Source organism: Kribbella sp. NBC_01245 (assembly GCF_036226525.1).
Taxonomy (GTDB): domain Bacteria; phylum Actinomycetota; class Actinomycetes; order Propionibacteriales; family Kribbellaceae; genus Kribbella.
This window is the reverse complement of sequence record NZ_CP108487.1, coordinates 7,502,813-7,528,892: the sequence shown is the minus strand read 5'-3', so window position 1 is coordinate 7,528,892 and position 26,080 is coordinate 7,502,813. Positions and strand designations below refer to the sequence as shown.

At 67.4% G+C, this 26,080-nt stretch carries 22 protein-coding genes; 16 read left to right on the top strand and 6 right to left on the bottom strand.

Going from position 1 to position 26,080, the window contains the following annotated elements; all coding sequences use genetic code 11:
* Positions 1-3: 3 nt before the first annotated feature.
* The gene (locus OG394_RS34480; RefSeq protein WP_328991392.1) at positions 4-2,013 is read right to left on the bottom strand and encodes a glycoside hydrolase family 6 protein; all 2,010 of its coding nucleotides are present in this window, start codon (positions 2,011-2,013) and stop codon (positions 4-6) included.
* Positions 2,014-2,153: 140 nt separating this feature from the next.
* A complete protein-coding gene (locus OG394_RS34475; RefSeq protein ID WP_328991390.1) occupies positions 2,154-3,200 on the bottom strand; it encodes a LacI family DNA-binding transcriptional regulator in 1,047 nt (348 codons plus the stop codon).
* A gap of 70 nt (positions 3,201-3,270) precedes the next feature.
* Here OG394_RS34475 and OG394_RS34470 point away from each other — a divergent pair, with 70 nt between their 5' ends.
* A complete protein-coding gene (locus tag OG394_RS34470; protein WP_328991389.1) occupies positions 3,271-5,997 on the top strand; it encodes a substrate-binding domain-containing protein in 2,727 nt (908 codons plus the stop codon).
* Between the two features lie 200 nt (positions 5,998-6,197).
* Here OG394_RS34470 and OG394_RS34465 read toward each other — a convergent pair whose 3' ends face one another.
* From OG394_RS34465 to OG394_RS34455, 3 genes are all read right to left on the bottom strand, one after another.
* Positions 6,198-6,506 (bottom strand): hypothetical protein, encoded by a 309-nt coding sequence (locus tag OG394_RS34465; RefSeq protein WP_328991388.1) that lies wholly within the window; start codon positions 6,504-6,506, stop codon positions 6,198-6,200.
* The gene (locus OG394_RS34460) at positions 6,503-7,117 is read right to left on the bottom strand and encodes a hypothetical protein (RefSeq protein ID WP_328991387.1); all 615 of its coding nucleotides are present in this window, start codon (positions 7,115-7,117) and stop codon (positions 6,503-6,505) included. The genes OG394_RS34465 and OG394_RS34460 overlap by 4 nt, the downstream gene beginning before the upstream one ends.
* 129 nt (positions 7,118-7,246) lie before the next feature.
* Positions 7,247-7,879, bottom strand: a complete 633-nt coding sequence (locus tag OG394_RS34455; protein WP_328991386.1) for a hypothetical protein — start codon at positions 7,877-7,879, stop codon at positions 7,247-7,249.
* Positions 7,880-8,045: 166 nt separating this feature from the next.
* Between OG394_RS34455 and OG394_RS34450 the strand changes: the two genes are divergently transcribed.
* Complete coding sequence (locus tag OG394_RS34450; protein WP_328991385.1) at positions 8,046-8,639, top strand: DinB family protein; 594 nt, start codon at positions 8,046-8,048, stop codon at positions 8,637-8,639.
* A 5-nt stretch (positions 8,640-8,644) separates the two neighbouring features.
* Here OG394_RS34450 and OG394_RS34445 read toward each other — a convergent pair whose 3' ends face one another.
* Positions 8,645-9,232: a suppressor of fused domain protein gene (locus tag OG394_RS34445; RefSeq protein ID WP_328991383.1), complete on the bottom strand. Its 588-nt coding sequence runs from the start codon at positions 9,230-9,232 to the stop codon at positions 8,645-8,647.
* Positions 9,233-9,527: 295 nt separating this feature from the next.
* Between OG394_RS34445 and OG394_RS34440 the strand changes: the two genes are divergently transcribed.
* The 14 genes from OG394_RS34440 to OG394_RS34375 all read left to right on the top strand — a co-directional run bounded on the left by OG394_RS34440 (position 9,528) and on the right by OG394_RS34375 (position 25,861).
* The gene (locus OG394_RS34440) at positions 9,528-10,547 is read left to right on the top strand and encodes an acyl-CoA desaturase (RefSeq protein WP_328991382.1); all 1,020 of its coding nucleotides are present in this window, start codon (positions 9,528-9,530) and stop codon (positions 10,545-10,547) included.
* Positions 10,548-10,625: 78 nt separating this feature from the next.
* Positions 10,626-11,267, top strand: coding sequence for a TetR/AcrR family transcriptional regulator (locus OG394_RS34435; RefSeq protein ID WP_328991381.1), 642 nt, complete (start codon positions 10,626-10,628; stop codon positions 11,265-11,267).
* A gap of 76 nt (positions 11,268-11,343) precedes the next feature.
* Complete coding sequence (locus OG394_RS34430; RefSeq protein ID WP_328991380.1) at positions 11,344-12,528, top strand: sensor histidine kinase; 1,185 nt, start codon at positions 11,344-11,346, stop codon at positions 12,526-12,528.
* Positions 12,525-13,196 (top strand): response regulator transcription factor, encoded by a 672-nt coding sequence (locus OG394_RS34425; protein ID WP_328991379.1) that lies wholly within the window; start codon positions 12,525-12,527, stop codon positions 13,194-13,196. The genes OG394_RS34430 and OG394_RS34425 overlap by 4 nt, the downstream gene beginning before the upstream one ends.
* A gap of 43 nt (positions 13,197-13,239) precedes the next feature.
* Positions 13,240-15,147, top strand: a complete 1,908-nt coding sequence (locus OG394_RS34420; protein WP_328991378.1) for a glycoside hydrolase family 127 protein — start codon at positions 13,240-13,242, stop codon at positions 15,145-15,147.
* Positions 15,148-15,194: 47 nt separating this feature from the next.
* Positions 15,195-16,889: an ABC transporter substrate-binding protein gene (locus OG394_RS34415; protein WP_328991377.1), complete on the top strand. Its 1,695-nt coding sequence runs from the start codon at positions 15,195-15,197 to the stop codon at positions 16,887-16,889.
* 3 nt (positions 16,890-16,892) lie between these two features.
* A complete protein-coding gene (locus tag OG394_RS34410; RefSeq protein ID WP_328991375.1) occupies positions 16,893-17,846 on the top strand; it encodes an ABC transporter permease in 954 nt (317 codons plus the stop codon).
* A complete protein-coding gene (locus OG394_RS34405; protein WP_328991374.1) occupies positions 17,846-18,829 on the top strand; it encodes an ABC transporter permease in 984 nt (327 codons plus the stop codon). Before OG394_RS34410 ends, OG394_RS34405 begins: the two co-directional genes overlap by 1 nt.
* On the top strand, positions 18,826-19,629 hold the full coding sequence (locus OG394_RS34400; RefSeq protein ID WP_328991373.1) for an ABC transporter ATP-binding protein: 804 nt from the start codon (positions 18,826-18,828) through the stop codon (positions 19,627-19,629). The genes OG394_RS34405 and OG394_RS34400 overlap by 4 nt, the downstream gene beginning before the upstream one ends.
* Positions 19,626-20,471 carry an ATP-binding cassette domain-containing protein gene (locus OG394_RS34395; RefSeq protein ID WP_328991372.1) on the top strand — a complete coding sequence of 282 codons (846 nt, stop codon included), beginning with the start codon at positions 19,626-19,628 and terminating at the stop codon, positions 20,469-20,471. Before OG394_RS34400 ends, OG394_RS34395 begins: the two co-directional genes overlap by 4 nt.
* Positions 20,468-21,757, top strand: coding sequence for an alpha/beta fold hydrolase (locus OG394_RS34390; protein ID WP_328991371.1), 1,290 nt, complete (start codon positions 20,468-20,470; stop codon positions 21,755-21,757). Before OG394_RS34395 ends, OG394_RS34390 begins: the two co-directional genes overlap by 4 nt.
* A 47-nt stretch (positions 21,758-21,804) precedes the next feature.
* Positions 21,805-22,500: a GntR family transcriptional regulator gene (locus OG394_RS34385; RefSeq protein ID WP_328991369.1), complete on the top strand. Its 696-nt coding sequence runs from the start codon at positions 21,805-21,807 to the stop codon at positions 22,498-22,500.
* 132 nt (positions 22,501-22,632) lie between these two features.
* Entirely contained in the window at positions 22,633-23,403 is a 771-nt protein-coding gene (locus tag OG394_RS34380) for an ABC transporter ATP-binding protein (protein WP_328991367.1), read from the top strand.
* A gap of 1 nt (position 23,404) precedes the next feature.
* A complete protein-coding gene (locus tag OG394_RS34375) occupies positions 23,405-25,861 on the top strand; it encodes an ABC transporter permease (RefSeq protein WP_328991366.1) in 2,457 nt (818 codons plus the stop codon).
* Positions 25,862-26,080 lie beyond the last annotated feature (219 nt).

Below are 26,080 nucleotides of genomic sequence, written 5' to 3'. Positions count from 1 at the left end.
AGCTCAGCCGATCGTGCAGGTCTGGCCGCTGACCGAGAACGCGGTCGGGGCGTTGTTGGTGCCCGAATGCGTACCGTTGAACCCGATGTCGACCGTCGCACCAGGCGCGATCGTCGCGTTCCAGGACCCGGCCGTCGCTGTCGCCGTCACCGTCGCACCAGCCTGACTCCAGTTGGCGTTCCACCCCTGCTGAACCGTTTGACCATTGGCGAAGTCGAACGTGAGACGCCAGTTGGCCAGCGGCGAAGTCGACGTATTCGTCAGCTTCAGCGAACCGGTGAAGCCCGTGTTCCAGCTGTTCGCGGAGTAGGCAACCCGGCAAGCGCCCGGCGGCGGCGTCGTTGTCCCGGTCGTCGTCACCGACAACGCTGCCGACGCGGCAGAAACGTTGCCTGCGGCATCTTTCGCCCGCACGGTGAAGGAGTACGCCGTACTCGCGGTGAGCCCGGTCGCGGTAAAGCTCGTGGTCGCCGAACTACCCGCCAACGTGGTGCCCCGATAGACGTCGTACCCAGTAACGCCGACGTTGTCGGTCGACGCGGTCCACGTCAACGAAACCGAGGTGTTCGAGATCGTCCCCGCCTGCAGCCCGGACGGGACCGAGGGCGCAGTCTGGTCCGGCGAAGTGCTGCCACCGATGACCGGATAGGCGTTGCGGACGAGCTCGACGAACTGCGATTCGAACCACTTGCCGGACAGCGGGGCGTCCGGCGAGGCGCCGGTGAGCTGGTTCCCGAGCTTGGGTGAGACGAACGTCGGGTCGCACATCCGGTCGAACCGCTTGCCCTCGTTGTTCGGGATATCGGTCGACGCGCCGTCGGACTCACCCGGCGGCTTGATCCAGACGAAGGCGTCGAGGTGCGAGCCGGGATAGCCGGTGGGCGTGGAGCGCGGGCGTTCACCGATGCCGGCGCCAAGCGGGTTGCACCAGGCACCCCGATGGACGCGGCGGTCCACTCGCGACTCGTTGATGTAGGTGTTGAGGTCCGTGCTGGTCGAGGTGGCCGTCGGTCGTGCGGCGCCACCCCAGCCGTTGCGCGAGGTGTCGATGAGCATGCCCGTGCTCGCCGGGAAGCCCTCGGCGATCAGCAGGTTGTAGAGGTGTGCCGTCCAGTCGGCCTCGTCGAAGTCGACGTTCCACTCGTAGAACTTGGCCGACCGAATCGGGTTGCCGTTGAGGGTCAGCGACGAGTTCGGCAGGTACGGCTCCTCCAGTGGCGTGGTGTTCGCCGTGTTGGTGACGAAGCCGTCGACCGACGCGAAGCCCGCCTGCGTCGTACGGACCACGTCGGCGAAGAGCTTGGCGGCGGGAGTCGCGTTGTTCTCCCAGCCGAGCCAGCCCGAGTGGGCCGCGTCGATGTAGTTGTAGACGTTCGGAATGGCGTGCAGCTTGTCCAACGCGTACTTGACGCCTTCGCGGTAGTACGGCGCGGCCACCTGGCACTCGGGGTGGGAGCTGTTCGTGATCAGGTTCGGCAACGAGTCCGGCTCGATCGTCGCCGCGATCCGCAACCCCTCGTACTTCGAATCGGCCAGGATGGTCGCGATCGGATCGATGTACTCGGTCTTGTAGCGGGCCAGTCCGGCCGCGGTGGCGGGCAGTTCGCCGTTCGACGCGAGCGCGTAGCAGTCGCGACCGGGCAGGTCGTAGATGACGAGGTTGACGACCAGCGGCGTACCGGCCTGCTTCTGCAGCAAGGCCTTGTCGAGGTGGAAGCGCAGGCCGCTGCCATCCGCGTTACCGGTGATGGCGCTGATCCGGTCCATCCAGACGGCGGTCGGCTGGGTCTTGATCACGCGCATCTTGGCCGCGAGCGCGGGATCGGAGACGCGGCCGGCGGCGGCTTCGACGGAGGCGGCCCAGGTGGGATTCACGTACTGGGTGGCGCCGGCATACGGGTTGTCGACATGCGGTTCGGCGGCGCTGGCGCTTGGGGTGAACAGCGGCAGGGCGACGAGGGCGGTCGCGACTGCGGTGCTTGCGGCCAACAGCCGCTTCGGGATTTTGGACACGCGGTCCTCCAGGATCAGTCCGGCGCACCGGTCCGGACGGAGAACCGGTACGAGCCGCTGCCATCACGGGCGGCTGACCCGAACTTCACATGCGGCGAGCCGCGACCGGGATGGGGTGAAGCGTTTAAGTTGGCCGCGAACTACTCCGTCGCGATCCGGGCATGCGGCCCGGTACTGCCCCGAATGGCGATGCCTCCGATGGGTACGACGCGACTGATCCCGGCCTGCCCGTCGAGCACGGCCAGCACCGCCTGACCGACAGCGGACCCCAATTCCGTAAGGGGATGCGGCAGCGCGGTGATCGACGGCGTGGCGAGACGGCAGAGCGCGGAATCACCGGCCGCGAGGATCGACAGATCCCACGGCACCTCGAGACCGAGCCGGCGCGCCACATCGAGCCCCGCGATCGCCATCTGGTCAGAGTCGTACACGATGAAGGACGGCGGCGTCGGTCCCGTGAGCAGCCGCCGGGTCGCCACGGCCGCCTCTTCCGCGGTGGCGTTCGTCGCCACGTGGGTCACCGAAACGCCGGCGCCGTCGAGCACGTCCATCCGCAGCCGGGTCCGGTGCAGCCCAGCCGGAGCCGTCACGGCCGCCACCTCGCGATGTCCCAAGCCCACCAGGTACGTCGCGACGCGTGCGTACGCCTCTTCCTCGTCGAGCCAAACCGACGCCAGCCCCTGCGCGACGTCCGGCGGCCCGAGTACGACGGCCGGCGCGCGCATCCGCCGTACGGCCTCCAGCCGCGGGTCTTCCGTGAGCACGTCCGTCACGATCATCACGTCGAACCGGCGTTCCGCCCACCACTTCTGGTACGTCGCCACGGCCGCCTCGGCGGAGTCCACGATCTGCAGCAGCAAGGCGTATCCGTGCTCCGCGAGGACGTCCTGAGTCGCGGTGACGAAGTCGAGGAACGAGGACGCGTACGCCGCCGCGCCGTCCGAGCTGTTGACCACGAGCCCGACCGCACGTGGTCCGGTATGCATCGAACGCGCCGCCGCGCTAGGGCGCCATCGGTATTCCTCGGCGATCCTCAGCACTCGCTCGCGGGTCGCCGCCGAGACGCCCGGGCGGCCGTTGAAGGCGTACGAGACGACAGCGATCGACACACCTGCGGCCCGGGCGACATCCGTGATCGTGGGACGGCGCGCGGGCGATCCGGGACTGTCTGCTGACGGTGGCGCCACAATTACCTAGTGTGTCGCCCGGTGCGCGAAAGCGCATCGGCTCGGCTCCGGCGATATGACGAGGTGGGGCATGGACACGATCCGACGCGGTCCAACGGCTGCGAGCACCCGGCGCACGATCGGGGTGCTCTCGCCGGTCGTCGGTGGGTTCTACTTCGGCGCGCTGATCGGTGGGATCACCCGCGCCGCACGCAACGCCGGCCACCGGGTGGTCGCCGTACAGACCTATCCCGCCGGCCTCGATCGCGAGCGCTATCCCGACGAACCGTTGCTCGAGGTTCCGGTGGCGCTTGGCGCGGTGGACGGGCTCATCATCATCGCCAAGGCCGTACGACACGACCGGCTGGCGTCCGTCCAGGAGTGGGGCCGGCCGGTCGTGATGATCAGCGAGGACGAGACCAGCCTGCCGGCGCCCGTGGTGGTGCCGGACAACGCGGGCGGGGTGCGGGCGGCGGTGCGGCATTTGCTCGATCACGGGCATACGCGGATCGGGTTTGTTGGTAATCCGTCGCAGCGGGATATTCGGGAGCGGTACGAGGCGTACCTCTCGACGCTCGCGGATCATGGGATCGAGCAGGACTGGTTCCACGAGACGGCCGACAACCATGAGCAGGCGGGCGCTGACGCCGCCGCGCGATTCCTCGCCGCCGGTGTGCCGACCACTGCGACCATCGCCGCGACGGATCGGAACGCGATCGGCTTCCTGCGGGCGTTGCGGATCGGCGGGTTGGTGCTGCCGCGGGATCAGGCCGTCATCGGGTTCGACCACACCGATAGCGGTGCTCGGCTGTTGCCGCGGCTCTCGACGGTCGATCCGCATAACGACCGGGTGGGCCGGCTGGCCGTGGATCTGCTGCTCGCTCGTCTGCGCGGAGTGACGGTGGCGAGCGGCGTACATCGTGCTCCTTCGACCCTCGTGATCCGGGAGTCCTGCGGGTGTGGCGAGTCGGCTGGGCTCGACTCGGGTCCGCCGTCCTCGTCCTCGTCGTCGTCCTCATCCTCGTCGCATGCGACGCCGGCGCGGGCGCGGTTGCGGCGGTTGGCCGACACCGGGTTCGGCGCGCCGTCGCTGGTCACCGATGCCCATCGGACGGGCGATGACGAGGCTCGCGCACGTTGGCTGCATGCCGTTCTTGATCCGATGACGGCCGCGGTCGAGCGTGGTTCGCTGCCTGCTGGGACGTCGCTGGGCCGGCTGGCCGAGCTGACCACGGCTAGGCGGCCGCATCCGGAGGCGCTGGAACAACTCGTCTCCGTCATTCGCGAACTCGAGCGGGAGCTGGCTGCGACGCTGCCGGCCGGGTCCGACCGCCTGCCCGCGCTTTATTGCGTCAGCACGGAAATCCTGCTGGCGTTGACGAAAGGCTGTACGCGTCCGATGCTCGCGCGCAGCGGTTACCTGGAACGGACCATCGCCGATCAGTACGAGGTCGACATGGATCTGCTGCGTGGCAACGGCCCGAGTCCGCGCGCGTTGACCTGGTTGCCTCGGGCCGGACGCGGCGCCGCTTGCCTCGGGTTGTGGGTCGGGCATACGCCGGGTGATCGGGAGGTGGAGATCGTTGGGGTCGGCGACAACTCCGGGGCGCTGTCGCGGCTGGTTGGAGTGCGTACGCCGGCTAGCCAATTCCCGCCTGCCGCGCTGACTCGGGTCGGGATGGTGGGTAGCAGTCAGCTCACGTTGGTCTTGCCGGTGACGTTCGGCGGCAGCGATTGGGGGTTGCTGGCGATCGACGGCAACGTGGATACGCGGATGACGAGTGGGCGGGATAAGTACAACCATTGGGCGGCGTTGCTGGCCGTTGCGCTGGACCAGGAACGGTTGATGGCGTCGTTGCGCGACCAGCGTCAGGCGCTGGAGGAGGCGGCTGGGCGGGAGCGGGCGCTTGCCGACACCATTCGTGCGAGCGAGGAGCGGTACGCCTTGGCGTCGATGGCGGCTCAGGATGGTACTTGGGATTGGGATGTGTCGGCGGGGACTGTGTATTACTCGCCGAGGTGGAAGCAGACGTTGGGGTATGGCGAGCATGAGATCGGCTCGTCGCCGTCGGAGTGGCTCGATCGGGTTCATCCTGATGATCGGTTGGACTTGTCTGCGTCGATCGCGGCGCAGTTGGGAGGGGCTCGGACGCCGCTTGAGATCGAGCATCGGGTGCGGACGTCGTCTGGGGATTATCGGTGGATGATGTGTCGGGCTGTGACTGTTCTGGACGATGCTGGGTGTCCGGCTCGGTTGGTGGGGGCGCTTGTCGATATGACTGAGCGCAAGGAGCAGGAGCTCGCGTTGCGTCGCCACGTCTTGCGTGATCCTGAGACCGGGTTGGTCAGCCGGATGCTTTTCCTTGACCGGCTGAGCGCTGCCATCAAACGCACTCGTCGTGGGCGGGACTACGACTGCGCTGTGGTCCTTTTGCGCATCCTCGAACCGTCTACATCAGCGCCGGCGCCGGGCTCGGAGTCGGCATCGGGGTCGGGCTCGTGGTCGGCGTCAGGGGCGGGGTCGGCCTTCGCCGAGGGTGAGCTGCGGCAGGAGATCGTACGGCGGTTGCGGCTCGCGTTACGCGAAGGCGATTCGGCGGCCCGCCTTCGGCAGGACGAATTCGCCGTACTGCTTGACGATGTGGCCGCGGATCCAGCCCGGGTCGACGAACTGCTCGCGCAGGTGACGTCTTTCGGCATCGCCGTTGGCGTGTTGCCGGGCATTCAGCAGTTCAAGGATGCCGACGACGCATTGCGCGGCGCCGACATCGCCCTCCTCCGCGCCCAAACCCGAGGCCCCCGCTCCCCCGCCCGCTAACCCGTCCAAGCGGAAATCGGGCTCTGCAGTCATTCCGTGGGTGGGCGCGTACGTGCGGAGGCCGACGGCCCGGTGGGTTTTGGGCCGGCCTGCGGACACGCTTGCGCCTCGCCCTTGGCCGGATCGGTGGTTTCGGCAGCTTCGAGTTTCGCGTTGTGGATCCTGACGGGCACGTCCTTCGCGTATTCCCGTCAGACTGATCAGCAGTCTTCTTCGACGATGAGCATTGCGCGTCGGTCGTCATCCTTGAATTCGGCGAAGTGGAAGTCGCTGTACTCGTCGTCCGCCAAGGCTCGTATGTGGTCCAGCAACTCTTGCCGCTCGGCGGGTGCGACGTCGCGGATCCGATCCAAATAGACGTGTACGACGTGGGTCTGGTCGTCGGCGAAGAGCCGCCGGATGCGAACGCGCTTCAGCTCGCCACCTCGGCGATGCCAGCGGACGCCCGCCTGGTCGACGTACACGCCGTCTCTGATCGGCGACGGGTATAGCTCATCGTCGTTGGTCATTCGAGGAGGGGTGCGACCAGGGTCGCGACGGCGGTGAGGACGCCGACGAACAACGTGACGAAGATGGTCACCTTCGTGTCGCGGCTCAGCGGCCGGGATTCGCTCTGCGGGGTTGGAGATCCCGGCCTCGATGTCGGTTTCGAGGGTGATGTCGTGGGTGAGGTCGGTGTTCGGGTGGCTCGGTGTGCCGGGGCGTGGGCTCGTTCGGCGGCGAGTTTGCCGAGGCCGGTGCCGGCAACCGTGACCGCGAAGAGAATGATCGCCAGCGCCACAGCGATCAAGAGACCACCAGGTATCCCCTTGATCCCGTAGCCGTTGCGAATCACCACTGGGATCAGTCCCACCGTGACCAGCCCGGCGGCGGTCGCGAACTCGACGAGCGACGGCCGTCCCGCCAGGCGGCCGAGATCGTTCAGCAACCCGAAGACGCCGAATGCCGCAACCAGGAGCGCGAGTACGAACGAGATGGTCCGCGCGGTCAAACCCCACTCGAACACCAACGGCGACATCACCAGGATCAGCGCGGCCACGGCCAACCCGATGCTGAACCCCAGATCCGCCAGCACCTTCGCCCGATCACCCTGCCGATCCACCTCGGGACCACCATCCATCACGCGCTCCCTCCAATCGGCACCGCCAGCATTCTCCCCTACCAAGGCCGCTCGCCGTCCGGACCGCCGTACGAAGTCGGCAGTTGGCTTCTGCCTGGCGACCAGATCGACGCAAAGAGGAAGGTCCGGTCAATCGAGGGATGGGCGGCCGATCACCTCGACGAACGCGATCTGCTCATCAACGACGTCGAGTAACAGATAGCCGTCCCATCCCGGCTCGCGCAAAGCCACGTTGCGCGCGCGGTTCTCGTCGTACGGATAGGAACCCCTTGGCGGTGGCTGCGTGTAGAAGCTCTGGCAGAAGTCGTCACCGCAGTCGCACAGCTCGACGACCCGCAGCTCGTCCACCTGGCCGACCAGCTCGCGCTCGTCGTCGGCGATGAGCGCGGCACGCAACTGGTTAGCAAGAACCGGCCAGCGATCGGTCAACCTCTGCGGCTCTGCTTCCACCACCCCAGGCTTCGAGTCAGCGGACTGCTGGCGGGCGATCGCAAGCCGGCGTTGGTTGTCGATGTCGGCCTGAGCGGCGGCTTTGGTGCGGTAGCGGACCTTGCGGTGGCTGCGGCCGAGGCCGGCGCCGCGGACGATGACGTGCAGGGTCCAGCCGCCGCGCCAGAGCAGCAGGTTGGTCATCCAGTTGACCAAGACCATGAGCGGCAGAAGGAGGAGCTCGGTTCCATCGCCGGAACCGCTGGTGTGCCAGTCCGCGAAGCCGGACCGGCGCAACTCGATCTCGACCGGTAGCTCACGTGCCGCACCCATGCGTTAACCCCCGCAGATCTCGTACTGGCATATCCGCGAGCAGACTAGCCAGCGCGGAGGGCCGTACCCGATGGCACGAGCTGCGTGGACGTCCGGCCGACAGCCAGATCCACGCCCGTTTGCTGGCGAGACCCGTTCGGTAGGGTCCGGGCAGGAGGTGCGGGTGATGGTCGATCTCAAGGCCGAGCTGTTGAGGGTGCTGCAGGGCAGTCGGGCGGTGATGCTCGCCAAGCTGGAGGGCCTATCGGAGTACGACCGGCGTCGTCCGTCGACTCCGACCGGTACGAACTTGCTCGGGCTGGTCAAGCATTTGGCCGGCCTGGAGTACGCGTATCTCGGTGCGTCGTTCGGCCACCCACCAATCGAGCGGCCGTCTTGGTTCCGGGATGACCCGTACGACGAGATCGACATGTGGGCCACACCTGACGAATCGAGTGACTACATCGCAGGCGTCTACCGGCAGGCCTGTGCGCACTCCGACCTCACCGTCGCCGAGCTGAACCTGGACAGCCCAGGCCACGTCGCACACTGGGCCGAGGGCCACCAGGAGACAACGTTGGGGGTGCTGCTGATCCGGATGGTCGCCGAGACCGCACAGCACGCCGGCCATGCCGACATCATCCGCGAACTGACCGACGGCCGAGCCGGCAGCGAAGCGGACCCCGTCGACCCAGACCCGGCCTTCCGGCGCGCCCAGAGAAACGCAGTCCAAGCAGCCGCAAACCACTTCGATGCGACCTCTGGCGCGGAACGCCTTTAAGCGGCCTAACGATGCGGGTCGGTGACCAGGAGCGGCGAGGTGAAGGAGAGTTCGGTCAGCACCTCGGCCGTACTCGTCGCCTTCATCCGGACCAGTTCATCGGCAGTGATCCCGACGACTGTCAGAAACCGCACCGCGCCGTGAGGGGTGGTGACGGTGGCCAACTGTGGATCGTTGGCGAATGCGAGGGCGGTCAGGCGGGTGTCAGGTGCGCCAGTGATCGGCCCACCCGGATCCATTCGGTGTCCGTGATCGAACGGCTGGCCTGCGCTGAAGACGTAGGCGCCGAGTTGCTGAAGGAGGCGAAGCGCCCAGACCGGTGGCTCAGCCTCGGCTGCGGGCACCCGCAGCGTCAGCTCGAATCCCCAGCCGCTGTTCAGCAGGTCGTCGCTTTCCTTGCTGAACAGTTCGGTGAGCCCGAAGGTGACAAGCAGCCAATGCCCTCCCGCCAAGTAGGCACTTAGACCGTAGATGCCGTCCTGGCCGGGCAGTGTGTTCGTTAACCAATGCAGCGGCTGCTGGGCGGGCACAACCCGAGCGACTGCGGCCTCGATGGCATCCCAGCCTGGGGCTTCGCCCTCAAGGTCAGCCACGATCCACTCCAATCGCCGTGTTAGCAGTTCCGTTGACAAACCCCGGTTCGGAGGGTTCCGAACCGGGGTTTTGTTGGCTTGCTCCCCCGCCTGGTTTCGATCCAGATCTTCGAGATTCAAAGTCTCGCGGGCTGCCGATTACCCCACGGGGGACTGATGCCTGTCCGCGCGGGACAAGCGTCGGCGGAGATTCTGCCATGAGTAGGGGATCTAACACGCCGAGGGGTTGCGTAACCTACGGGACCGTAGGTTACGGTGGCGTAGGTAAGTGCACCCTTCAGCAAGGGATATCGAGATGACGCCACCCGCCGTCAGCACCCCCGAGGCGCCCACCCGCGCCGACCAGAAAACCGCCGCGACGACCTCCGGCGATACGACCGCTGCCGGAACCGAAGGCTTTGAGACTGGTACTCGGGGTGGCGAGCAGAAGCATATTTGGGAGCAGATCGCGCTCGGGCTGTTCATCGGTATCCCGTTCCTCGCCGTGCTGGCAGCTGTGCCGGTCGCGTGGGGTGGGTTCCTCGGCTGGCGCGACATCGTGATCGCCATCGTCTTCTACACGATCTCCGGTCACGGCATCTCGATCGGCTTCCACCGTTACTTCACGCACAAGTCGTTCAAGCCGAACCGCCCGCTGAAGTACGCGCTGGCCATCGCGGGTTCGCTCGCCGTCGAGGGCCCGGTGGTGCGCTGGGTGGCGGATCACCGCAAGCACCACAAGTTCTCGGACCGCGACGGCGACCCGCACAGCCCGTGGAAATACGGTACGTCGCTCGGCGCGCTGGCCAAGGGCCTCCTGCATGCGCATATCGGCTGGCTGTTCGATCCCGAGCAGACCCCGCAGCGGCAGTACGCGCCGGATCTGCTGAAGGACAAGGACGTCGTCAAGGTGTCCCGCATGTTCCCGTACCTGGTGCTCGTCTCCCTGTTCTTGCCGGCCGTCATCGGCGGGCTGTGGTCCTGGTCGATCGAGGGCGCGCTGACCGCGTTCTTCTGGGCCTCGCTGGTCCGGATCGCGTTGCTGCACCACGTCACCTGGTCGATCAACTCGATCTGTCACGCCATCGGCACCCGGCCGTTCAAGAGCCGGGACAGGTCGGGCAACGTCTGGTGGCTCGCGATCCTGAGCCAGGGCGAGTCCTGGCACAACCTGCACCACTCCGACCCGACTTGCGCGCGCCACGGCGTACTCAGAGGGCAGCTGGATACGTCCGCCCGGACGATCTGGTTCTTCGAGAAGATGGGCTGGGTTTCCGATGTCCGCTGGCCGGTCAAAGAACGCCTCGAGGCCCGTCGAGTCTCGGCGGGAGCTTGAAAACATCCCACCAACTCGACCTGGGGTGCGGCATGATGCTGACGTGATGACCCGGGAGATAACAGGTGTGATGAAGCCGTGACGGAAGCAAAACCGCGCCGGTCCACCCGGGTGCGGATGACCAGCGCCGAACGGCGCGAGCAGCTCATCACGATCGCCCGGTCCCTGTTCGCCCAGAAGGGTTTCGAGGCCACCTCGGTCGAGGAGATCGCGGCGCGCGCCGAGGTCTCGAAGCCGGTCGTCTACGAGCACTTCGGCGGCAAAGAGGGCCTGTACGCCGTGGTGGTGGACCGCGAAGTGCGCAGTCTGCTCGAAGGCGTCACGGCCTCGCTGACCGCCGGGCGTGCGCATGAACTGGTCGAGCAGGCCGCGTTGGCCTTGCTCGACTACATAGAGAACTCCTCCGACGGCTTCCGCATCCTGGTGCGCGACTCGCCGGTCGGATCCGCCACCGGCTCGTTCGTCTCGATCCTGAGCGACGTCGGCACCAGGGTCGAGCACATCCTCGCGGAGGAGTTCAAGCGCCGCGGGCTGGACCCGAAGAACGCCCCGATGTACGCGCAGATGCTGGTCGGCATGGTCGCGCTCACCGGCCAGTGGTGGCTCGACGAGCGCAAACCGAAGAAGGTCGACGTCGCGGCCCACCTGGTCAACCTCGCCTGGAACGGCCTGTCCGGGCTCGAGGCCAAGCCGACCCTGTCCACGCGCCCGCACAAATAGACCAGCCCCTGGTAGTACGGCGACATCCACCCGGGGAATGACGTTCGGCCAGGCGCAGCGCCGTACCCTGACCGGCATGAAGGGGATCGTGCAGGCGCGGTGGACCAACCGCCGCGAGATGGCGTTCGACGTCGTCCTGGCCGGCGGACTCACCTTCTTCGGGGTCATCTTCTCCGTCACGCAGGAGGGTTACACCGGCATCATCAGCCTCGGCATGCTCGCGCCGCTGCTGTTCCGCCGGACCCACACCGCTCAGGTCTTCGCGGTCTGCTCCGGTACGGCGGTGCTCCAGTGGCTGGCCGGGATCGACCTGATGGCCGGCAACGTCGGCCTGCTGGTCGCGCTCTACGCGATCGCGGTGTACGGCAACCAGAGACAGAGCCGCTTCGCGCTCGGCGTCGGCATGATCGGCGTCCTGATGGCCGTAAGCCGGTACTACACCGGGTCCGACTGGAAGCAGCAGTTCACCATGCTGTTGACGTTCGGCGCGGTGGTCCTTGGCGTCTGGGCGATCGGCGAGCGGCGACGGACCAGGACGCTGTACGTCGACCAGCTGGAGGAGCGCGCGGCCCAGCTCGAGCGGGACCGCGATCGCGAGGCCAAACTCGCCGTGTCCAACGAGCGGACCCGGATCGCCCGCGAGATCCACGACGTCGTCGCGCACGGGTTGTCGATCATGATCGTGCAGGCCGACGGCGGTCTGTACGCCGCCGACGCGAATCCGGATCAGGCCAAGAAGGCGCTTGCGACCATCGGCGATACCGGCCGGGCCTCGCTGACCGAGATGCGCAAGATGCTCGGCCTGCTCAAGGCGGACACCCAGGCGGAGCTCGACCCGGATCAGCCGCGACCGCAGCCGGGCGTATCGCAACTGCCCGAGCTGATCGAGAACGTGCGCAACGCGGGTCTGACCGTCGAGTTCGAGATTCGCGGCCAGGCGCGGGACCTGCCCGCGCTGCTCGGCCTCACGGCGTACCGGATCGTTCAAGAAGGTCTGACCAACACGCTGAAACACGCCGGGCCGGGGGCCCACACGTCCGTCGATCTCGAGTATGGGCGCGAGATGCTGACCGTGGTGGTGACCGACGACGGGCGCGGTGCCGCCGCCGCGACGAGCAACGATCCGGGCCACGGCCTGGTCGGGATGCGGCAACGCGCCTCGATCTCGGGCGGTACGGTCAGTGCCGGACCACGAGCCGGTGGTGGTTACGAGGTGATCGCCCGGCTCCCGTATGAACTGCAAGTTGGAGGAAGTCAGTGACCGACGATGGCGTGATCCGCGTATTCCTGGTGGATGACCAGGAGCTGGTGCGGGCCGGATTCACCATGCTGGTGGACTCCCAGGCCGATATGCGGGTCGTCGGTCAGGCCGGTGACGGCGGCGAGGCGCTCGAGCGGTTGCAGGTGACGGCCAGCGACGTCGTACTGATGGACGTCCGAATGCCCCGCCTGGACGGGGTCGAGGCCACCCGGCGGCTCCAGTCGTTGCCCGAGGCACCGAAGGTGATCGTGCTGACCACCTTCGACCTCGACGAGTACGCCTTCGCCGCGATCAAGGCCGGCGCCGCGGGCTTCCTGCTGAAGAACACCCCACCCGCGGACCTGCTCACGGCTATCCGTCAAGTGCATTCCGGCGACGCGGTCGTCTCCCCCAGTACGACGCGCCGGCTGCTCGAGCACTTCGCCGGACAACTCCCCGACGCCGACCAGGAACGACCCGACCTTGCCGAGTTGACCGCCCGCGAACGCGAGGTCCTGGTCGAGGTGGCGAGGGGTCTTTCCAACGGCGAGATCGCCAAGCTCTTCACGTTGTCCGAGGCAACTGTCAAGACCCATATCGGCCGCATTCTGGCCAAAACCGGACTCCGGGACCGCGTCGCACTGGTAGTCCTCGGCTACGAAACCGGCCTCGTCCGACCCAACCACTAGAACTGCTTGTCAGGCCGGTCGATCGCACTCTAGTGTCAGTGCAATGTCACACAGCACTGATCGGCCGACGAGGAATAGTGCGGTCCAGACGACGGCCGGCGCGGTCACCCCATTGCGTACTGACGCGGTCCAGCTCACCGGCGGATTGCTGTTCGATTGGCAGCGGCGGAACCGGCTGGCGACCATCCCGCACTCGATCGCGGAGCTGCGGAAGGCCGGCAACCTCGACAACCTGCGCCGCCTGATCGACCCGTCCACCGGCGGCTACCGCGGCCGCTACCCGTTCCTCGACACCGACATCTACAAGACACTCGAGGGTCTGGCCTACGAGCTCGGACGACTGGAAGAGCCAAATGGCGCAAGGGAATTCTTCGACGAAGCGGTCGAGCTCCTCGCCCAGGTCCAGGCGGAAGACGGCTATCTCAATTCGTTCTTCCAGGACCCCGCGTCGACCAAGAAGCCGTGGGAAGACCTCGGCTGGGGCCATGAGCTGTACAACCTCGGCCACCTGATCCAGGCGGCGGTCGCGGCGAACCGGCAGTTGGGCGACGGCCGGCTGCTCGCAATCGCCGCCCGGTTCGCCGACCTCGTGGTCCAGAAGTTCGGCGAGCAAGGCGCGGAAGTCGTCTGCGGTCATCCCGAGGTCGAGATGGCGCTGGTCGAGCTGTATCGCGAGACCGGCAACAACGATTACCTCACGCAGGCCAGGCTGTTCGTCGACCGGCGAGGCCGAGGCAACCTGAAGCACAGCATCTTCCCGGCCGAGTACTTCCAGGACAACGCGCCGTTCCGCGAGCTCCCGTCGGTGACCGGCCACGCGGTCCGGATGGCGTACCTCGCGGCAGGCGCGGCGGACGTACACCTGGAGACGGGCGACCCAACGCTGCTGGCGGCATTGGAGCGGCTCTGGGCCGACATGGTCGCGACCAAGCTCTACCTCACCGGAGGTCTCGGCAGCCGTCACTCCGATGAGGCGATCGGCGACCGGTACGAGCTGCCGTCCGAACGCGCCTACAGCGAGACGTGTGCCGCGATCGCGACGATGCAATGGGCCTGGCGGATGTTCCTCGCCACTGGCGCGTCGACGTACCTGGATGTCTTCGAAACCGTTCTCTACAACGCTTATGCGGTCGGGTTGTCGGCAGACGGTACGGCGTTTTTCTACGACAATCCGTTGCAGCGCCGCCCTGACCACGAGCAGCGCAGCGGCGCGGAGAGCGGTGGCGAGCCGTTGCGGCGGTCGTGGTTCGGCTGTCCGTGCTGCCCGCCGAACATCGTCCGTTGGATGGCGCAGCTCCAGGACTACGTCGCGGCGCAGCGAGGCGGCACGCTCTACATCGGCCTGTACGCCGACGCGCGCATCGACGCGGGCGACTTCGCCGTCGAGGTCCGTACGACGTATCCGTGGGACGGCGAAATCCGGATCGAGGTGAACCGCGCGCCGGCTGAAGAGCGGACCCTAGCGCTGCGCGTTCCAGCATGGGCCGACGGCGTGGAGTTGAACGACGTACCGGCCGACGGCCAGACCGACGGCGGCTGGTTGACGGTGAGCCGGCAGTTCGCCGCCGGTGACGTCGTACGACTTGTGCTGCGGATGCCGGCCCGGGCGCATGGTTCGCACCCCTATCTCGATGCGACTCGTGGCGCCGTCGCGGTGGCGCGCGGGCCGCTCGTTTATTGCCTCGAGCAACAAGATGTGGCGGCCGCCGTCGACGACCTGCTGCTGGATCCGGCCGCAGTGGCCGACGCCCGCGCAGTCCCGACGACGGATTCGGTCGTACTGGAGATGACGGTCGGGGTCGCGCCGCCTCCGTCCGACGAGCTCTACCCGGTCCTACCAGCCAAAGCCGATGGCCCGGCAAGCGAGCTGACGGCGACGTTCGTTCCGTACTTCCTCTGGGGCAACCGCCAACCCCGTGCGATGCGCGTTTGGCTGCGCCAGAACCGCTGACAACACCATCCGGGGCTCGCCGAGCCCGCGAAGTGAGAGAAGGATCCATGAAGAGATCGACGATGCTGGTGGGGCTCGTGCTATCCGGCGCGCTCGTGCTGACGGCTTGCTCCGGGAATGCGGCCGGCGGTGAGAAGGCCTCGGCCGGGCCAGGTGGACCGGCCGCGACCGGCGGCACGGTGCAGGTCCTCGCGACCACCGCTTTCTCGCACCTCGACCCGGTGCGGGGCTTCGACGGCGGGGTGAACAACTTCTACCGGCTGATCTACCGGACGCTGACCACCCAAGGCGCGGCGCCCGGCGCGGAAGGCACGAAGATCGAGCCCGACCTCGCGACGGATACCGGCAAGCCGACCGATGGCGGAAAGACCTGGACGTTCACCCTCAAGGACGGCTTGTTCTTCGAGACCGGTGCTCCGATCACCAGCGCTGACGTGAAGTTCGCGGTGTCCCGGGCCTGGGATCCCGAGATCGGCATCGGTTCGCCGTATGCGAAGCAGATCATCGCCGCGCCCGCGAACTACGAGGGTCCGTACAAGTCGGGCGACCTGCCGACCATCGAGACGCCGGACGCGAAGACCGTCGTCTTCCATCTGAAGAAGGCGTACGCCGACTTCGGCAGCGTGGTCGCGCAGAACACCTTCGTCCCGTTCCCCAAGGGCACCGGCGCGGGCACCGAGTTCGACAGCAAGCCGATCGCTTCCGGGCCGTACAAGGTCTCGGAGTACAAGCCGGGCGCCTCGCTGAAGCTGGTCCGCAACGACAAGTGGGACGCCAAGACCGACACCATTCGCGCGGCCAAGCCGGACGGCTTCCAGTGGACCTTCGGGCTCGACGGCGCCACCATCGACGAGCGGATGATCGCCGGCCAGGGCACGGACGCGAACGCCATCGCCGGCACGATCCAGGCCGCCACGGTGGCCCGGGTGCAGACCCCGCAGCTCAAGCAGCGAACGCTGTCCGGCCTCGGCGGCTGTACGACGTACATGGGGTTGAACACGACGAAGAAACCGTTCGACGACGTGCGCGTCCGGCAGGCGATCAACTTCGCCATCAACAAGCAGACCGTCCGGGACGCTGTCGGCGGCTCGACTCTGGCCGACCTCGCCACCAGCATCCAGCCGCCGACCGTCGTCGGCCGCACGGACTACGACCCGTACCCGAGCCCGGACGGTAAGGGCGATGTCGAGGCGGCGCGCAAGCTCCTGACCGAGGCCGGCAAGGCGGACGGCTTCACCCTGACGCTGGACACCCGCGCGCAGCCGAAGATGCAGGCGATGGCGGTGGCGGTCCAGCAGGCCCTTCAGCCGTTGAAGATCACGGTCAAGATCAACACGATCGACACCTCGACGTACTACGAGGTGATCGGTACGCCGTCGCAGCAGCACGATGCCGCGATCACGGGCTGGTGCCCGGACTGGCCGTCCGGTGCGACGTTCCTGCCGCCGCTGTTCGACGGTCGCAACATCACCGCCAAGGGCAACTCGAACCTGGCACAGCTGAACGACCCGGGCGTGAACGCCAGCATCGACAAGATCGCCGCCGAGAAGGACGTGAACGCGGCCAACGCGGCGTACGGCGAACTCGACAAGCAGATCATGAAGCTCGCGCCCGTGGTTCCGCTGTTGTACGAGAAGGTGCTGATCGTTGCTGGTAGCAACATTGCCGGCGCCTACCTGCACGACGGATTCTCCGGTGGTATCGACCTGGTCTCGGTCGGTGTGTCGGACGCCGGGAAGTAGCCGATGTCCACGGCCCCGACGTTGCTCGAGGTCGAGGAGGTGGGGACCGCCGCGCCTGGCGGTCCCCCGGCCCCGACCTCCCGGATCCTGACCAGACTCCTGCATGACAAGGCTGCGGTGTGCTGCCTCGCATTCCTGCTGCTCGTCGTGCTGATGGCCGCGTTCGCCCCGTTGATCACCAAGATCAGCGGGTGGGGGCCGTACGAGTTCGACTCGAGCGCGATCAACTCCGATCTCGGCGGCGTTCCACACGGATCGCTCGGCGGGGTCAGTGCCGACCACTGGTTCGGCGTCGAGCCGCAGAACGGCCGCGACCTGTTCGCCCGGATCGTGTACGGCGCCCGCATCTCGATCACGATCGCGATCTCGGCCACCGTGCTGACCGGGATCCTCGGGGTCGTGTTCGGCATGCTGGCCGGGTACTACCGCGGCTGGGTGGACCAGGTGATCTCGCGGCTGATGGACTTCCTGATGGCGTTCCCGGCGTTGATCTTCATGATCGCGATCCTGTCGTCATTGCCCGCCGGGAACCGCCCGGTGCTGCTGGTCGTGGTGATCAGCGCGTTCGGCTGGCCGTACCTGGCCCGGGTGATCCGCGGTCAGACGATGACGCTGGCCGAGCGTGAGTTCGTCGAGGCGGCGCGCGCCTCCGGGGCGACGAGTCTCGCGCTGGTGTTCCGGGAGATCCTGCCGAACCTGCGCAGCTCGATCATCGTCATGTCGACTCTTGCCGTACCGGGCTATATCGGTACGGAGGCCGGCCTGTCGTTCCTCGGCGTCGGAGTGTCGCCGCCGACCGCGTCGTGGGGCCAGATGATCTCCAACTCGGTGAGCTGGTACTCGGTGGACCCGATGTTCTTCGCCATTCCCGGCGCGTTCCTGTTCCTCACCGTGCTGTCACTGACGGTGCTCGGCGACAAGATCCGCTCGGTGGTCGACGCTGGAGAGGCGGCCTGATGACGCGCTACGTGATCGGCCGGCTGGGCGGCGTACTGGTGATCCTGCTGGCGGTGTGCCTGTTCACCTACCTGATCTTCTTCAAGCTCTCGCCGGATCCCGCGGTGATGATCTGCGGCAAGACCTGTACGCCGGAGCGGATCGACTCGATCCGCACGGTGCTCGGGTTGAACCAGCCGTTGCTGACCCAGTTCTGGGAGTTCCTGCAGGGCATTTTCGCTGGACGCGATTACGGGACGGCGCATTGCTCGGCGCCCTGCCTCGGGTACAGCTTCCAGACCAACGAGCCGGTGTGGAACATGATCACTGCCCGCCTCCCGGTGAGTATCACTGTGGCTGTCGGCGCGGCCGTGCTCTGGCTTCTCGCCGGAGTGGTCGGTGGCCTGATCAGCGCGGTGAAGCAGGGCACTTGGTGGGACCGGAGCGCGATGGCCCTTGCCCTGACCGGGGTGAGCGTGCCGAACTACGTGCTCGCGCTTGTCCTGCAGTACGTGTTGGTGGTCAAGCTGCAGATCCTGCCGTTCCCGTCGGCGCCGGCATTCGGCGAGAACCCCGGGCTGTGGTTCCAGTCCTACCTGATGCCGTGGACGGTGCTGGCAGTCGGTTATGCCTGCCTGTACGCACGGCTCACCCGGGCGAACGTGATCGACACTCTGGCCGAGAACTTCGTCCGGACCGCCCGGGCGAAGGGACTGAACCGATCGTTGATCCTGCGCAGGCACGCGCTCCGTCCTGCGCTGACACCGATCACGACGATCTTCGGCATGGACTTCGCCGGGCTGCTCGGCGGTGCGCTGATCACCGAGACGGTGTTCGGCCTCAACGGGATCGGGAAGATGGCCGCCGACTCGATCGCCAAGAACGACCAGCCGGTGATCATGGCGGTCACCCTGCTGGCGGCGTTTTTCGTTGTCCTAGGCAACGTTGTGGTCGATCTCATTTACACCGCCCTCGATCCGAGAGTGAGGGTCACGTCGTCATGAGCGAATCCCTGTTCGTGGTGGAAGACCTCACCGTCACCCTGCCCACCAGTCGCGGTCCGGTCGACGTGGTGAAGAACGTCTCCTTCACGGTCGACCGCGACGACACACTCGGCATCGTCGGCGAATCCGGCTCGGGCAAGTCGATGACATCGCTCGCCGTCCTGGGGCTGCTGCCGCCGGGTGGCCGGACGACCGGCAGCATTCGGCTGGACGGCCAGGAGTTGCTCGGCCGTTCGGAGGCGGAGCTGCGGAGCATCCGTGGCAACGCGATCTCGATGGTCTTCCAGGATCCGTTGTCGTCCCTGAATCCCTACTACACAGTGGGTTTGCAGATCGAGGAGGGCTACCGGGCACATCGGGGCGGGACCCGTCGCGAGGCCCGGCGGGTGGCGATCGAGGCGCTCGAACGGGTGCGTATTCCGGACCCGGCACGCCGGATCGACCATTACCCGCACCAGTTCTCCGGCGGTCAACGCCAGCGCATCATGATCGCGATGGCGCTGTGTTGCTCCCCCGCTTTGCTGATCGCGGATGAGCCGACGACCGCGCTCGACGTGACCGTGCAGGCGCAGATTCTCGAACTGCTGGCCGAGCTGCAGGCCGAGACCGGGGCCGGCCTGATCTTCATCACGCACGACCTTGCGGTGATCAGCTCGATCGCCAAGCGGGTGCTGGTGATGTGCGCGGGCGACCCGGTCGAATACGGCACGGCTGAGCAGGTCTTCTCGGATCCGCAGCACGAGTACACCCGCGCGCTGCTGGACGCAGTACCGCGGATCGACGATGAGGTGTCGCTATGAGCTTGTTGCGGTTGGGCGAAGTGACCAAAGAGTTCGTCACCCGGGGCGAGGGCCGCGGCTGGCTGGCGCCTAAGGTGCCGTTCACCGCGGTGGATCGGGTGAGTTTCGACGTCGAACTCGGGGAGACGCTGGCGATCGTCGGCGAGTCGGGCAGCGGCAAATCGACCACCGCGCGGATCGCCGCCCGCTTGATCGATCCGACCAGCGGGACGCTCGAGTACGAGGAGCGGGACATCACGCGCGCGACCGGGAAGGACCTGGCGCGGTTCCGCAACGACGTACAGGTGGTGTTCCAGGATCCGTTCTCGTCACTGAACCCGCGCTACACGGTGGAGCGGATCGTCACCGCTCCCCTGGCCTACCAGGGCATCGCGCCAAAGGGCGGCCGCCGGGCCTTCACCAAGGAGCTGATGGAGCGAGTCGGGCTGAACCCGGATCACTCGGCGCGGTATCCGTCCCAGTTCTCCGGCGGTCAGGCCCAGCGGATCGGCATCGCCCGCGCCCTCGCGGTCGGCCCGAAGTTGGTGATCTGCGACGAGGCGGTGTCGGCGCTGGACGTGTCGATCCAGGCGCAGATCCTCAACCTGCTGATGCGGTTGCAACGCGAGAGCGGCTTCAGCTACATCTTCATCGCGCATGACCTGGCCGTGGTCCGGCAGATCGCCCAGCGGGTCGCCGTGATGAACCAGGGCAGAATTGTCGAACTGGGGTCGCGAGACGCCGTCTTCGACCAGCCCCAGCACGAATACACCAAGACGTTGCTGGCCGCCGTTCCGCGGATCAACCCGGAGTGGGACCGGCGGCGTCGGTCGCGCGAACAGGAACGGACTCTCACCAGATGACGAGCTACACGATTCCCGGCATGCACGTCCGCGAGCACACGCTGGAGGTGCCACTGAACTGGTGGGACGACTCCGACCAGCGGCGAATCACCGTTTTCGCGCGGGAGCTCGTGGATCCTGTGCGGAAGAACGAGAACCTGCCCTGCCTGTTGTTCCTCCAGGGCGGCCCGGGCGGTAAGGCGCCACGGCCGACCGAGGCGAAGGGCTGGATCGGCGAGGCGCTGAAGACGTACCGCGTGGTGCTCCTGGATCAACGCGGCACCGGCCGGAGTACGCCGGTCGACGGGCGGCGGATGAGCTCCTTCGACACGGCGGAGCAGGCGGCCGACTACCTGGCGTGCTTCCGGGCCGACTCGATCGTGGCTGACGCCGAACACCTGCGCACTACGGTGTACGGCGGCGTTCGGTGGTCGACGCTAGGCCAGAGCTACGGCGGCTTCATCACGCTGACGTACCTCTCGCAGGCGCCTGAAGGTCTACTGGCCTGTTACGTCACCGGCGGGCTCGCGTCCGTCACGCCGGATGCCGCCGAGGTCTACCGGCGTACGTATCCGCGCGTCGAGGCGAAGAACCGCGAGTTCTACCGCCGCTATCCGCACAACGTCGACGTCGTCGCGGCCATCGCCGATCGGCTGGCGGTGGGAGACGTGCGGCTGCCGGATGGCGATCTGCTGACCGTACGGCGGTTCCAGTCGCTCGGGCTCGATTTCGGGATGAAGCCGGGGTACGAGCGGATGCACTGGCTGCTCGATGAGGCGTTCACGGGGGACGACTTGTCCGAGACGTTCCTCAGCCAGGTGACCGTCCGTACGTCGTTCAGTGACGGGCCGTTGTTCGCCGCTTTGCAGGAGAGCATCTACGGATCCGGCGACAGTGGAACGTCTTGGGCGGCGGAGCGGGAGAGGGCGGCCCGTCCTGCCTTTGCGGAATCGGCCCGGCCGCTGCTGTTCACGGGCGAGATGATGTACCCCTGGATGTTCGAGGAGATCCGGGTGCTCAGGCCGTTCCGGGACGCCGTGGAGCTGCTCGCCGCGCGCTCACCGTGGGGTCCGCTGTACGACCTGGACCGGCTCGCGTCGAACGAGGTGCCGGTGGCCGCCGCGGTCTATTTCGACGACATGTACGTCGACTCCGGGCTGCAGCTGGAAACGGCGGCACGAGTGGGGAACCTGCAGGCCTGGGTCACCAACGAGTACGAGCACGACGGCCTCAGCTCGGAACAGGTGTACTGCCGGCTGACAGAACTCGTCCGATCCATTGGCGGCGGGGTCCGAGCGACGCCGTGACGGCCGGTCGTTTCCCCCTCGGACCGATCGTGGACCACAATGTGGACGTGTCGACCGAGAAGGCCAGCAGCGCCCGTCCGCTGCCCAGCGTGCGCAGGCTCAAACGGGAGAGCCTGCGTGACAACGTCGCGCACGCCCTGCGCGCCGCGGTCATCTCCGGCGAGATGGAGCCCGGCACCGTCTATTCCGCGCCGATGTTGGGCGCCAAGTTCGGCGTCTCGGCGACTCCCGTGCGGGAGGCGATGCTCGACCTGGTGAAGGAGGGTCTCGTCATCTCGCTGCCCAACAAGGGCTTCCGGGTGACCGAGATGTCGGACGACGATCTCGACAACGTGACCTCGCTGCGCCTGCTGATCGAGCCGCCGACCGTGCGCGACGTCGTACCGCTCATCCCCGCGGAGGACTTCCCCCGGCTCCGGGAGCTCGCCGAGGACATCGTGGTCGCGGCAGAAGCCGGCAACCTGATCGACTACATCGAGGCGGACCGGGTCTTCCACGTCACCCTGCTGGCGTACAGCGGCAACTCGCGGCTCGTGGACGTCGTGTCCGACCTGCGCTCACAGACCAGGTTGCTCGGCCTGACCCCGCTGGTGGAGAGCGGCCGCCTCGGCCAGTCCGCCGCCGAGCACCACGAACTGGTCGATCTCGTCGAGGCCCGCGACGCCGCCGGCGCCGAACAATTGATGCTGCGGCACATCGGTCACGTCCGCGGCCTCTGGGCCGGCCCTCATCCAGAGGACTAGTCGTCGGACCCCGTGTACGACCAGGGTCGTACGGGGAGTGCAGTCGATGGTCGGACGGAATGCGGTCGATTGATCAATAGCTTCTTGGGTAGCGCGGCGAGACGAACTTGCCGCCCGTGTCCAAGGAGAACCATGACGATCCCCGCGGCTACTTTGTCGCAGGCTCCCGCCGCCGGCCATCGAACCGCCATCCGCGCCCAAGACCTGCGCAAGGTGTACGGCGAGGGTGATACCGCCGTGGCCGCCCTCGACGGCGTCTCGGTGGACTTCGGTGTCGGCCGGTTCACCGCGATCATGGGACCGTCCGGATCGGGCAAGTCGACCCTGATGCACTGCCTCGCCGGCCTGGACACCCCCACGTCCGGCCAGGTCCTGCTCGGCGAGACCGAGCTGACCGGCATGCCCGACGCGGAGCTGACGAAGATCCGCCGGGACCGGATCGGGTTCGTCTTCCAGTCGTTCAACCTGCTGCCGATGCTGACCGCCAAGGACAACATCCTGCTGCCGCTCGAGCTCGGCAACCGCAAACCCGATGCCGCCTGGTTCGAGACCCTGATCGACGTGCTCGGCCTGCGGGACCGGCTGACGCATCGCCCGTCGGAGCTGTCCGGCGGCCAGCAGCAGCGGGTCGCGGTGGCCCGGGCGCTGGTCGGGCGGCCCGAGGCCGTGTTCGCCGACGAGCCGACGGGCAACCTGGACTCGCGTTCCGGCGCCGAGGTGCTGGGGTTCCTGCGGCGGTCGGTGCGCGAGTTCGGGCAGACCGTGGTGATGGTGACGCACGACCCGCTGGCCGCGTCGTACGCCGATCGCGTGGTGATGCTCGCGGACGGCAAGCTGGCCGGTGAACTGGACCAGCCGACGCCGGAGTCCGTGCTCGACGCGCTGCGCAGGCTGGGGGCCTGACGTGCGTCGTTCCGTGCTCAACTCATTGCGAGCCCACCTGGGCCGCCTGGTCGCCGCTTGCCTTGCGATCGTGCTCGGCGTCGGGTTCGCCACCCTCGCCCTGTCCGCGCGGGCGTCCGCCTCGCACGGCATCGACGAGACCATCGGCGCGCAGTACAAGGGCGTCGACGCCGTCGTGCGGGGCGAGCAGGAGTCGCTCGACGCCAAGAGCCTCGCCACCATTCGCGCGCTGCCGCAGACCGAGGTCGCCGTCGGTACCAACCGCGCCTACCTGGAGACCACCTGGAAGGGTGATGTCCGGCCGAGCTACCTCGGCATTCAGGCGCTCAGCAACGAGCCGCGCCTGCCCGGTCCGAAGCTGAAGGACGGCCGGTTCCCGAAGTCCGCGGCGGAAGTCGCCTTGCCCGCCTCGGTGGCGGTCAAGCGCGAGCTGCCGATCGGATCGAAGTTCACCCTGACCAGCAGGGAAGGCCGGGCCGAGAGGTCGTACCCCGTCACAGTGGTCGGCACGATCGACGACTCCACCGCCTTTGGTGAATCCGACACCGTCGCGACCCCGGGCGCGGTGAAGAAGTGGTCGCCCTCCGGCTATATCGACCAGGTGCTGGTCGCCGCGAAGAGCGGTGTCACGCCCGAGGCGCTGGTCGCCGCCATCGAGACTTCCGTGCCCGGGATGAAGGTGTTCACGGGCGAGGCGTTCATCCAGCACGAGGTGCAGAGCATGACGCACGGCATCGACGTACTCGGTGGCGTGTTCGGCATGTTCGCGCTGATCTCGCTGTTCGTGGCCTGCTTGGTGATCGCCAACACTTTCACCATTCTGCTCGCCCAGCGGACCCGCGAGATGGCCCTGCTGCGCTGCGTCGGGGCCTCCCGCCGCCAGGTCTTCCGGACGGTGCTGGCCGAGGCGACCATCGTCGGTGCGGTGGCCTCCGCCATCGGCGTGGCCTTCGGACTACTGCTCGCCGCCGTCGGTCTGTCCCTGGCGACCCGGTTCGACTGGGGCATTCCCAAGATCAGCCTGTACGCCGATGCGATCAGCCTGGTCGTGCCGTTCCTGCTCGGCCTGGTAGCCACCATGCTCGCCGCCGTCGTGCCGGCCCGGCGGGCAACCCGGGTCGCGCCGCTGGCCGCGCTCCGGCCCGACGCCGCGCCCGCCGCCGCGTCGAAGGCCGGCAGGGTCCGACTGGCCTTCGGGTTCCTACTGATCGCCTCCGGTGGATTCATGCTGTACGTCGCCGCCAGCTCGGTCCAGGTGCTCATCGGTGTCGCCGGCGGGGTGTTGTCGTTCGCGGGCATTCTCGCCATCGGCTCGTTGCTGGTCCCCGCGCTGATCAAGGTGATCGGCGTACTGCCCTCGCGCCGTGGCGGTGTGCCCGGCCGGATCGCCGTCGGCAACGCGATTCGCAACCCGCGCCGTACGGCCGCGACTACGTCCGCCCTGCTGATCGGTGTGACTCTCATCAGCTTGACCTGTGTCGGTATCGCCTCGGTGGAGAAGACCTTCGATACCGCGATGGACGACGAGTATCCGGTCGACCTGATCGTCAGCACCAGCGAGAAGCTGCCGGCAAACGCGCAGGCCCAGCTCGACCAGATCGACGGTATCGACCAGGTCGTACCGGTGCGCAGCGTGATGGTGAAGAAGGGGGCGAACGAGGTCTACGTGACCGGAATCGACCCGGCCGCCGCCAAGTCCGTTGCCCGCGGCACCCAAATCGGTGAGCTGAAGCCGGGTGTCGCCCTGGTCGACCGGGACACGATGATGGGGCTCGAGCTGAAGGAAGGCGACAACATCACCCTGACGCAGGGCGGCAGGTCCCTGCGGGTGAAGGTCCATCGCGCGGACGGGTTCGACCCGGTCGTGCTCAGCTCGACGGATCTGCGGAAGCTGGCTCCGAAGGCGGCGATCTCCGGCTACTGGCTCGACGCGAACGCCAAGGCCGACGGCGCCCGCGTGGTCGACGACGTGTCGCAGTCGATCCCCAGTGTGAAGGATCTCGGCGTGATGGGTGGGCTGGCCGAGCGCAGCAGCTACACCAAGATCTTCGACGTACTGCTCGCGATCGGGGTCTCGCTGCTCGGGGTCTCCGTGCTGATCGCGCTGGTCGGGGTCGGCAACACGCTCAGCCTGTCGGTGCTCGAGCGCACCCGGGAGAACGCGCTACTCCGCGCTCTTGGGCTCACCCGTCGCCAACTGCGCAGCATGCTCGCCATCGAGTCGTTGCTGATGGCGTTGGTCGCGGCCGGGCTCGGCGTCGCGCTCGGGCTGGCTTATGGCTGGGCCGGAACCGCCGCGTTGATGGGGAACCAGGCCAAGACCATCGAGTACGCCGTGCCGGCCGGGCTGCTCCTCACGATCGCCTTGGTCGCCGCCGCAGCCGGCCTACTCGCCTCAGTCCTCCCCGCCCGCCGCGCCGCCAAGGTAGCCCCCGCCGGCGCCCTCGCCACCGAGTAACCCTTGATTGGCCGTCCGGCGCTGGCCGTCCCAGCGCCGGCCGGCCCAGCGGCGCGCGGTCTAGGGCGGTCGGTCCAGGGCGGGCGGTCCAGGGCGGGCGGTCTAGCGGCGGGCGGCCGACTCCTGGGTCCGCGAGCGGCCCCATTGTCCGGCGGGCCCACTCCTTTTGTCCGCGAGTGGTCTCATCTGGTCCGGGCGGCGCTCCGGCAGAGGCGACCG